Annotated in this window: 7 protein-coding genes and 2 pseudogenes; 5 read left to right on the top strand and 4 right to left on the bottom strand. The window is 34.9% G+C overall.

The genetic code is table 11. The features are described 5' to 3' along the window. From AC3DU7_RS16755 to hpnH, 3 genes and pseudogenes are all read left to right on the top strand, one after another. Positions 1-1625 (top strand): annotated as a pseudogene (locus tag AC3DU7_RS16755) (DUF4347 domain-containing protein); the annotation flags it as partial. A gap of 426 nt (positions 1626-2051) precedes the next feature. Next, entirely contained in the window at positions 2052-3101 is a 1050-nt protein-coding gene (locus AC3DU7_RS16750; protein ID WP_488040458.1) for a Fe(3+) ABC transporter substrate-binding protein, read from the top strand. A 640-nt stretch (positions 3102-3741) separates the two neighbouring features. Then, on the top strand, positions 3742-4764 hold the full coding sequence (hpnH, locus tag AC3DU7_RS16745) for an adenosyl-hopene transferase HpnH (RefSeq protein WP_488040457.1): 1023 nt from the start codon (positions 3742-3744) through the stop codon (positions 4762-4764). A gap of 219 nt (positions 4765-4983) precedes the next feature. Here the strand turns inward: hpnH and AC3DU7_RS16740 are convergent, their stop codons facing one another. The 3 genes from AC3DU7_RS16740 to AC3DU7_RS16730 all read right to left on the bottom strand — a co-directional run bounded on the left by AC3DU7_RS16740 (position 4984) and on the right by AC3DU7_RS16730 (position 6524). After that, positions 4984-5871, bottom strand: a complete 888-nt coding sequence (locus AC3DU7_RS16740) for a metal ABC transporter permease (protein WP_488040456.1) — start codon at positions 5869-5871, stop codon at positions 4984-4986. Positions 5872-6105: 234 nt separating this feature from the next. Then, positions 6106-6306 carry an element excision factor XisH family protein gene (locus AC3DU7_RS16735; protein WP_488040459.1) on the bottom strand — a complete coding sequence of 67 codons (201 nt, stop codon included), beginning with the start codon at positions 6304-6306 and terminating at the stop codon, positions 6106-6108. A gap of 62 nt (positions 6307-6368) precedes the next feature. Continuing rightward, the gene (locus tag AC3DU7_RS16730) at positions 6369-6524 is read right to left on the bottom strand and encodes an element excision factor XisH family protein (RefSeq protein WP_488040455.1); all 156 of its coding nucleotides are present in this window, start codon (positions 6522-6524) and stop codon (positions 6369-6371) included. A 200-nt stretch (positions 6525-6724) separates the two neighbouring features. On the opposite strand from AC3DU7_RS16730, the gene AC3DU7_RS16725 reads away from it, so the two are divergent. Both AC3DU7_RS16725 and AC3DU7_RS16720 read left to right on the top strand, forming a co-directional pair. Continuing rightward, positions 6725-7798, top strand: coding sequence for a DUF262 domain-containing protein (locus tag AC3DU7_RS16725; RefSeq protein ID WP_488040454.1), 1074 nt, complete (start codon positions 6725-6727; stop codon positions 7796-7798). A 16-nt stretch (positions 7799-7814) separates the two neighbouring features. Continuing rightward, the gene (locus AC3DU7_RS16720; RefSeq protein WP_488040453.1) at positions 7815-8804 is read left to right on the top strand and encodes a hypothetical protein; all 990 of its coding nucleotides are present in this window, start codon (positions 7815-7817) and stop codon (positions 8802-8804) included. Positions 8805-9134: 330 nt separating this feature from the next. On the opposite strand, the pseudogene AC3DU7_RS16715 reads toward AC3DU7_RS16720, so the two are convergent. Next, a pseudogene (locus AC3DU7_RS16715) lies at positions 9135-9262 on the bottom strand (AAC(3)-I family aminoglycoside 3-N-acetyltransferase); the annotation flags it as partial.

Here is a 9262-nt window from a genome sequence, read left to right as displayed (position 1 = left end):
CGGAACCTACTCCAGAATCAACTCCAGAACCAGAGACAACACCGGAGCCAACTTCGGAACCTACTCCAGAATCAACTCCAGAACCAGAGACAACACCGGAGCCAACTTCGGAACCAACACCGGAACCAGAGCCAACACCGGAACCAACTCCAGAGCCAACTTCGGAACCAACACCGGAACCAGAGCCAACACCGGAACCAACTCCAGAGCCAACTTCGGAGCCAACACCAGAACCAGAGCCAACACCAGAACCAACACAGGAACCTACTCCAGAACTAGAGCCAACGCCAGAGCCAACACCAGAACTAGAGCCAACGCCAGAGCCAACACCAGAACCAGAGCCAACACCAGAACTAGAGCCAACGCCAGAGCCAACGCCAGAACCAACACCAGAACCAACACCAGAACCGGAACCAACACTAGAACCAGAGTCTACTCCGGAACCAACTCCAGAGCCAACTTCGGAAGCAACTATGACACCTGATCCAGTAACATCCCCAGAGCCAGCAGTGGAACCACAACCTGTTCCCGAAACAACTTCGGCATCAGAAGCAGAAATTATTTCTGACTTCTATCCCATTTTAGAACGACAGCCAACTCCTGAAGTAGAAGCAGAGTTAGCTTCCGTTTTATCCCCAGAAGAAACAATTCTTTTGATACCTGCCGAACCAATACCAGCAATAGTAGATTTCAATACTGCTACCAGTACTATCCCAGAAGAAAACACCTTTATCGGAACTTCAGACTCCGACAACTATATCGGCACTGAAAATGCTGATGCCATCTACGGTAATGATGACAATGATCGCCTTATCGGTATGGATGGTAGTGATGTTATTATTGGTGGTACAGGTAGTGCAGATCGAATTCAAGTAAGTCAGACTAATACTCCTACTAATGATAACGATCTAATCTTTGGTGGACGCCAAGAAGATTTAATCAATGCAACTCAAGGCGAAGATACTGTCTATGCAGGGAAAAACAAAGATATTATCTATGCAGGTAAAGGTAATGATTCTATATTTGGAGACAACGATAATGACACTGTGATGGGAGACAAAGGAGACGATAGCATCTACGGTGGTAATAGTGATGCTAGCCAAGATAGTAATGGAAACGACTTACTCCACGGCGGTGAAGGAGATGACTACCTCAATGGCAACCGAGGTAATGACACACTATCAGGAGGTACAGGTAACGATAGTACCAATGGTGGTAAGGGTGACGATATTCTCTACGGAGGAATAGGCAACGATAGCATCAATGGTGATAAAGGAGAAGATACTCTAATAGGTGGGGAAGGAGATGATTTACTCAATGGTGGCCAGGGAGACGACCTACTTTATGGTGGTCAGGGTAATAATACTCTCAGTGGTGGTGAAGATGGCGATCGCATTGTCTTAACTGCTTTTGAAGGAGTCAATACTATAACTGACTTTAGTAATGAAGATACTCTAGTTTTAGTCGGCTTTAGTTTTGAAGAAATAGAGTTTGTTCCCAATATTGATGAAAATATTACAGCTCTTGTTCTCAATAGTGAAACTATCGCTATTCTTGAAAATACTCAAATTATTGATACGACTGCCTTAGACTTCATAGAATATCAATCTATTGAAGAAATATAATATTATCGGGACTTGTATCATGTTCAGTACATGATATTAAGTTATCAACTATGTCACTTGATATAAGACATTTGTCATAAAAACCAAACTAGTTTCTATAAAATTTCTCAATAAAGATAAATTTGTAACTACTTGACAAATATATTTAATTATGAGATAAAACAAATTTATGAGTAAAATTTAAATAGTGTATGGAAACAATTTATACATTGTAAAAGTCACTATGTATTACAGGTTACAGATAAAGTTAGGTCAAATTATCGCAAACTTTTAAGGGTGGAGTATAATTTTATGCTAATTAATTCTGATAAAAGGTAAAAGTTATCAAGAATAAATTGCAATATTATTAAAATGGATCGGGAAAATTAAGTGATTAGCTATACCTAATTTATCATTTATCAAATAAAAACAAGGAAAAAATTGAAAATGAAACTTACTAGACGTATATTTTTAGCAACAGGCACAGCAATGGCGAGTGTAGCGATCGCCGAACTTGGTAAAAATAATAGAGGATTAGCCCAAAGTGGGGCGATAAATCTCTATTCTTCTCGCCACTACGATACCGATCAAGCTCTCTACGACAGTTTCACCAAGAAAACTGGCCTCAAAGTGAACCTAATAGAAGGCAAAGGAGATGAGTTAATCGAACGTATCAAAAGTGAAGGTGCTAACAGCCCTGCAGATGTTTTTATTACAGTAGATGCAGGTCGTTTGGGAAGAGCCGAAGAAGCAGGAATTTTGCAACCCATTTCTTCATCTACTCTCAACAGTAAAATTCCAGCCAACCTCCGCAGCCCTGAAAACCTATGGTTTGGTTTCTCTAAACGGGCACGGGTAATAGTTTATAACAAAGGCAAAGTTAAACCATCTGAGCTATCAACTTATGAAGACTTAGCTACAGATAATTGGAAAGGCAAAATTCTGATTCGTTCCTCCAGTAACATTTATAATCAATCCCTAATAGCATCTTTAATTGAAACTCTTGGAATGTCAGACACCGAAAATTGGGCAAAAGGACTTGTTAGTAACTTTGCTAGACCTCCAGAAGGAAATGATACTGCTCAAATAAAAGGTGTTGCTGCAGGTATCGGTGATATTGGTATTGCTAATAGTTACTATGTAGGCCGTTTAGCAAAATCTGACAAAGCAGAAGACAAAGCAGTTGTTCAGAAAATAGGAATGTTTTTCCCTAACCAAAATGGGCGCGGTACTCACATTAATATTAGTGGTGGTGGCGTAGTTAAAACTGCCCCCAATAAAGAAGGTGCAATTAAGTTTCTCGAACATTTGGCCAGCCCAGAAGCTCAAAAAATCTTCTCTGAGGGTAACAATGAATATCCTGTAGTTGAAGGTGTACCTGTGCCTAGCGTTTTGACACCATATGGCAACTTCAAGAGCGATGCTGTAAATGTTGCTGTTTATGGCAAGTTGAATGCTGAAGCTATTAAATTAATGGATCGTGTAGGCTGGAAATAGTAGCGATCGGCGAAGACAGAAGGCAGAGGGCAGCAGGCAGAAGAGAAAAATTTTTTGTTTGCTAACGCACAACTTTCCTATCTTTTGCGGAGAAGTTGCGCTAAGAAGATGAAAGGTAAAACGTTAATTCGGAGCGCAGAATAGAGTTTTATCATTAATTATCTGGACATAAATCATCAATTCTTTCCCTCTACTCTGTAGGGACGTTGCATGCAACGTCCCTACTACTGTCTATACCGTGTTACTGAGGAATTGGAAGTCATCATCAGGATTTTATTAGCTACACTTATTTGATAAGGAAGGCAGAAGGCAGAAGGTAAAGAAAAGCTTAAAGAGAGAAGGTTTTTAATCGCTAATAGACATCTCCAAAAATTAAAAATAAAATCAATTCTTATCTAGAAATTATCAATTATTCTTCTCTGTTCCCTGTTCCCTGTTCCCTGTTCCCTCTTTTCTGGAGATGTCTAATTATCCGGACATGATATTATTCCTAAATCCTGAGTTATGATTCCTTAGCGATACGATGGCTCATTACTCGCACTCTATCTATATCACAACGATACATAACAAACTCTTAATGATATAAGTAATGACGATTGTGTAAAAATAAATAGATTATATTTACATTAAGAGATTATTCATGGCAATTCAACTCCAACAAGCTCTAGAAGTAGGAAAATATCTCCTGACTCAACGTCTCAAAGGGCGTAAACGTTTTCCCCTAGTTTTAATGCTGGAGCCTCTATTCAGATGTAATTTAGCCTGCCCTGGTTGTGGAAAAATTCAGCATCCCAAGGAAATACTCAAGCAAAACTTAACACCTCAAGAATGTTTTGCTGCTGTAGAAGAGTGTGGCGCTCCCGTGGTTTCTATTCCTGGAGGCGAACCTTTATTGCATCCACAAATTGCTGAAATTGTGCAGGGGTTAGTCGATCGCCAAAAATTTGTTTATTTATGCACTAATGGTTTGTTACTTGAAAAGAATATAGATAAATTTAAACCCTCTCCTTATCTAACTTTTAGCATTCATCTTGATGGTTTACAAGCAACTCACGATCAATGTGTTGACCGACAAGGAGTGTTTGAAATAGCAGTTAAAGCAATTCGTGCTGCTAAAGCAAAAGGATTTCGAGTTACTACTAATACTACTGTATTTGAGGGAACAGACCCGAAACAAATGCAAGATTTTTTTGATTTTTTGGAAAGTTTAAATATTGATGGGATGATGATTTCTCCTGGTTATAGTTATGAATGGGCACCAGACCAGGAACATTTTCTTAAACGTCAACAAACACAGTTACTATTCCGAGAAATTCTTGCTCCTTTTAAAGCTGGTAAAAAAAATTGGAATTTTAACCATAATCCTTTATTTTTAGATTTTTTAATGGGAGATAAAAATTATGATTGTACTCCCTGGGGTAGCCCTAGTTATAGTGTGCTAGGTTGGCAAAAACCTTGTTATTTAATGAATGAAGGATATTATGCTACTTTTAAAGAACTTTTAGAGGAAACTAATTGGGATAATTATGGTTATAAAAGTGGGAATCATAAATGTGCTGATTGTATGGTTCATTGTGGTTATGAACCGACAGCAGCAATGGCCGCAATGGAGCTAGAAAATATTCCTCAAGTTTTGGGTTCTTTGTTGAAAATTGGTGGTTAAATAAGAGGTAAGGAAGAGGGAAGAAGGAAGAAGGAAGAAGGAGTAAATATTGATAAAATAGCAAGTGGAAAGTTGAGTTTTTTCTCTTTCTACTTGTTATACAAATTTGATGAATTTTTGCTACCAATATTGAGGTTATTTCTAGTCGTCAGTAGGAATAACCCATAATACTTTCATAAGCAAACCCTAATTAAAATGAAAAAACCGATATTTTCAACTTTACTTAATCAAATTTTTCAACTCCCGCCATATAGAAGGTTGATTAGAAGTTGATGTTGGATGAGTTAAAATTCCCTGAGTGGGGCTGAACAAAAAAGCTAATATAAATAATCCAAATGATACTAATACAATTGCCGGACCTGATGGTAAATTATAGAAGTAGCTAATATACATTCCACTAATACTAGATAAAACCCCTATTCCTACTCCTAAAATCATTACTTCGTGTAGCTGTTTTACTAAGAGATAAGCTGTAGCTGCTGGTGTAATTAATAATGACAAAACTAACACTACGCCCACTGCTTTGAGACTGGCTACAATTGTCAAACCAATTAACATCATTAGCCCCAAGTTTAATAAATTTACAGGTAAACCTACTGCTTGAGCGCCCAGGGGGTCAAATGTGTAAAATAATAGTTCTTTATACAGCAATACTACTACTAATAAAACAATCACAGCAATAATTAATGTATCTCTCACATCCCCAATAGTCACGCCGAGAATATTGCCGAATAAAAAATGATTTAGGTCAATTTTATTGTCTTTCTGAATAATTGTAATTAATGTAATTCCTAGTGCAAAGAAAGCAGAAAAAACTATCCCCATTGCTGCATCTTCTTTGATTGGCGATCGCGTCCTAATTAGATTAATTAAAATAGTACTAATTACTCCGGCAATAAATGCTCCAATAAAAATATTTGCCCCTACTAAAAAAGCAACAGCTAATCCCGGCAATACTGAGTGACTAATGGCATCTCCTAACAGAGCTAATCTTTGTACCATTAAATAACTACCTACTACTGCGCAGATAATTCCAACTATTACCGCTACTAAGAGCGATCGCTGCATAAAACTATATTGTAATGGCTCTAGTAATGTTTCTAACATTAGTGTTTATTTTTCCTTTTTTTGTCTGTTTGATTATTTTAATTTTATAGCAAAAAATTAAGTGGTAAGTTAAAAATATTTGAGATAATTAAGTAAAATTTTATAGTTACAGCAGATTTCAAGTATATGAAGTACAGATATTAATAATTAAATGTTCCCAGTGCGAGCATCTTGCTCGCGAGGGTGTACCTCACAAAAGTGGAATCCGCTGTATCAATATCTCACGATAGTCATCTAACTTATCCATTTAATTATTCTCTCAACTTTTTCATCAAAATTTATTAGAAGCAGTTGTATTTTATTAATAATTAATTGACCTAATTTATCTTGAAAAATACTTTCATAAGCTTGCTGACTAACAGCAAAATAAAGTAAACATTCTGGTTCTAGCTCCAATAATACAGTTCGATAAATTTCATATTTCCCCACTGCTATTTGTAAATTGCTGATGGGAGAAAAACTAATAAAACTTTTGATTTCTACAGCAATTTTTTACCTTATTTTTCGGCAGTGATCGCTGTTTTTTCTACACCTAAATCAACATAAATATGTTTACCTCCATAACCTAAATATAGAGGAAAGTGGGTAATTGTACAACCATCTGTTTTTAATGCTTCAACAACTGTATTATGATAAATATCTCTAGCTGGCATTAGTTATTTAAAAGTTTAATGGTTTAAAGTATATGCAACAGAAGTAAATTTGATTTTAACAACCAAGCAGGTCAATAGATTGTCCTTGATATAGGATAAATTTAATTTAGATTGAATTATATTCCAGAGTAAAATATTCTGAAGGTGGCATAATAAGTATTAGATAGTAATATAATAATCAATCCTAGAAAGAAAATAAAATGAGAAGAACAATTAATTTTCAAAATATTTCCTGGTTTTGGGACTTATATCAAAGACAACTTCTCGATCTAGAGCCACCATACCAAAGACGTAGTGTTTGGAATCAAAACTATAAAGATGACTTTATTGATACAGTATTACATCAATATCCAGCACCTGCAATTTTTATATATCAAGAAATCACTCCTGAAGGATTTTCAAAAGTGAGTGTAGTTGATGGAAAACAAAGGTTATCTACCCTATTTCAATTTGTTAATAATGAATTTCCCGTATATGAAAAAACCAAAATTCAACGCTTTAGTGGTAAATATTTTAAAGATTTAAAACCTGAAGATAAACAAGAATTTTGGAGGTATCAATTTGCCATTGAATATTTACCATCATCTAACGAAAGTATTATTGGTGATATCTTTAATCGTATTAATCGTAATGTAATTAAATTAACTCCTCAAGAGCTTCGTCATGCAAGATTTAGTGGTGATTTTATTACTCTTGCAGAGGAATTATCTATTTGGATGTTTAAGCATTTTGGAAAAAACAGTAAAAACTTTCCTAACCTTAATTCAACTTCCAGAAAACAGATGAAAGATGTTGAAATCGTAGCACAACTACTTTTATTTTTAGAAGAAGGTGCGAAGTCTTATAGTGCTGATTATCTTGATAGAGCTTTTACTAATCGAGATAGTGAATGGGAAGAAAAAGATGAAATAGAAGATGAATTTCGGGAAACCATTAAATCTATAGGTGAAATATTAGATTTATCAAAAGATATTAACTTAGCTAAAACTAGGTTGAAAAATCAGGCAGATTTTTACTCTTTATTTGGCGCTATTGCTGAGTTAAATCGTGAGGATTTGCTAGAAATAAATAAAGAGGTTGGCTCACAAATATGTCATTTTCTAAAAATTGTAGAAGATAAAGAATTGCAAAATAAATCAAAACATGAGTTAAATGATTTTCAACAAAAAGCATCAGATTATTATAAAGCAGCAAAATCTTCTTTTACAGATGCTGGTCCTAGAAAAACTAGAATTGAAATCATTAAATCTTTATTGAAGGGAGATATTAATTGAGAATAATCTTAAATATATGATCTATCCTTCTATTCTAGACCGTAAATATAATCAATATCAACCATTTGTTGAAAAATTAGCAAAAAAAGTAAAAGAAACATTATTAAACTTTTGCGATACTAAAGGATATGCTTTTACTTCTCGAATTAAAAGTATTGAATCTCTGGCTGAAAAAATTGAAACGGGAAGGTTTCAAAAATGGTCAGATTTAGACGACTTGTTTGCTTGTACAATTATTATCCCGACTCTATCTCACGAAAAGGAGGTGACAGAATTTTGTAAAAGTACATTTGAAATTATCAATACAGTAAAAAGAGGACAGAATAGAAAATCTCCAGATACATTTAAGTTTGACTCAACTCGAATTTATGCTCAACTTAAAAGTAATAATGACATAATTCAAGAGCATGAACTAAGTATTTATAAAATTAAATTTGAAATACAAATCAAAAGTGCTTTTGAACACGCCTGGTCTGTTTCAACTCACGATCTTGTCTATAAAAATTCGGAAATTGACTGGAGAAAATTACGCTTAGCTGCACAAATTAAAGCAACGGTTGAACAATTAGATATGTTAATACTTGCTTTTGAACAAACTTCCGAGTTTATTCAAGATAATAATTACCTGGAAATCAAAAACAAACAATATTTAGTAAAGGAAATAAATAAATTATTTCAAGATAAAAAAATACCTAGTGAGCTTCAGCCAAAAGATATGAGTCGTTTTTGCGATAACTTATATCGTCTGTTAATTGATGTAGTTGAAGAAAAGCAAATTAAAGAAAAAGTTAAAGCAGTAATCCAGAAAATTCAATCAACAAAAACAAATCAAATTCCGCTCAGTATTTCATTATTTCAATATTTCATTAGTATTTTGATATCAGAGAAAATAATTGATTCTTCTATAAATAGATATTATTGGCATATCACCCAAGAAGTTATAAGTCTTTATCCAGAACTAAGGACTATTAACTCTACTTTTGAGTATGAAGAAAATTATTTTTAATGCTTACTTCAACTTATTTTAATAAAGTGTAACGCACCATCTAGATTTTATAGCGGTTTTCACAAAGGTAGACTACAAAACTTCTACCCTCTGCCTTTAGAGGAATCTGAAAAGTTGTTTAATACTGAATGTTGCCCCCCGAGCAAGCCAATTCTGGGGGGAACAAGAATCCATTAGCTGGTAAAAGTCCCCCAAAATAGGGGGATTTAGGGGGCACGTGATGTAGCAAATGAGACTTTTCAGACAACCTCTTAAACCAAAATCTCTGTACTCTATGTTAATGAAAACTACTATAATTTTCGGTGTATTACACTTTTTGGAGCTAAAAAATTACTCATCGTTTTTTACTACAATATTAAAGTGTAGAACATCTTCCCGCACACCCCCAACTCTTGTATATAAATCTATTGCCGGATCGTCACCATAGTCAGCTTGAACAAAAATAACATAAGCTCCCT

Source organism: Okeania sp., from assembly GCF_983059655.1.
This window is presented reverse-complemented; position numbering and strand designations above follow the sequence as displayed.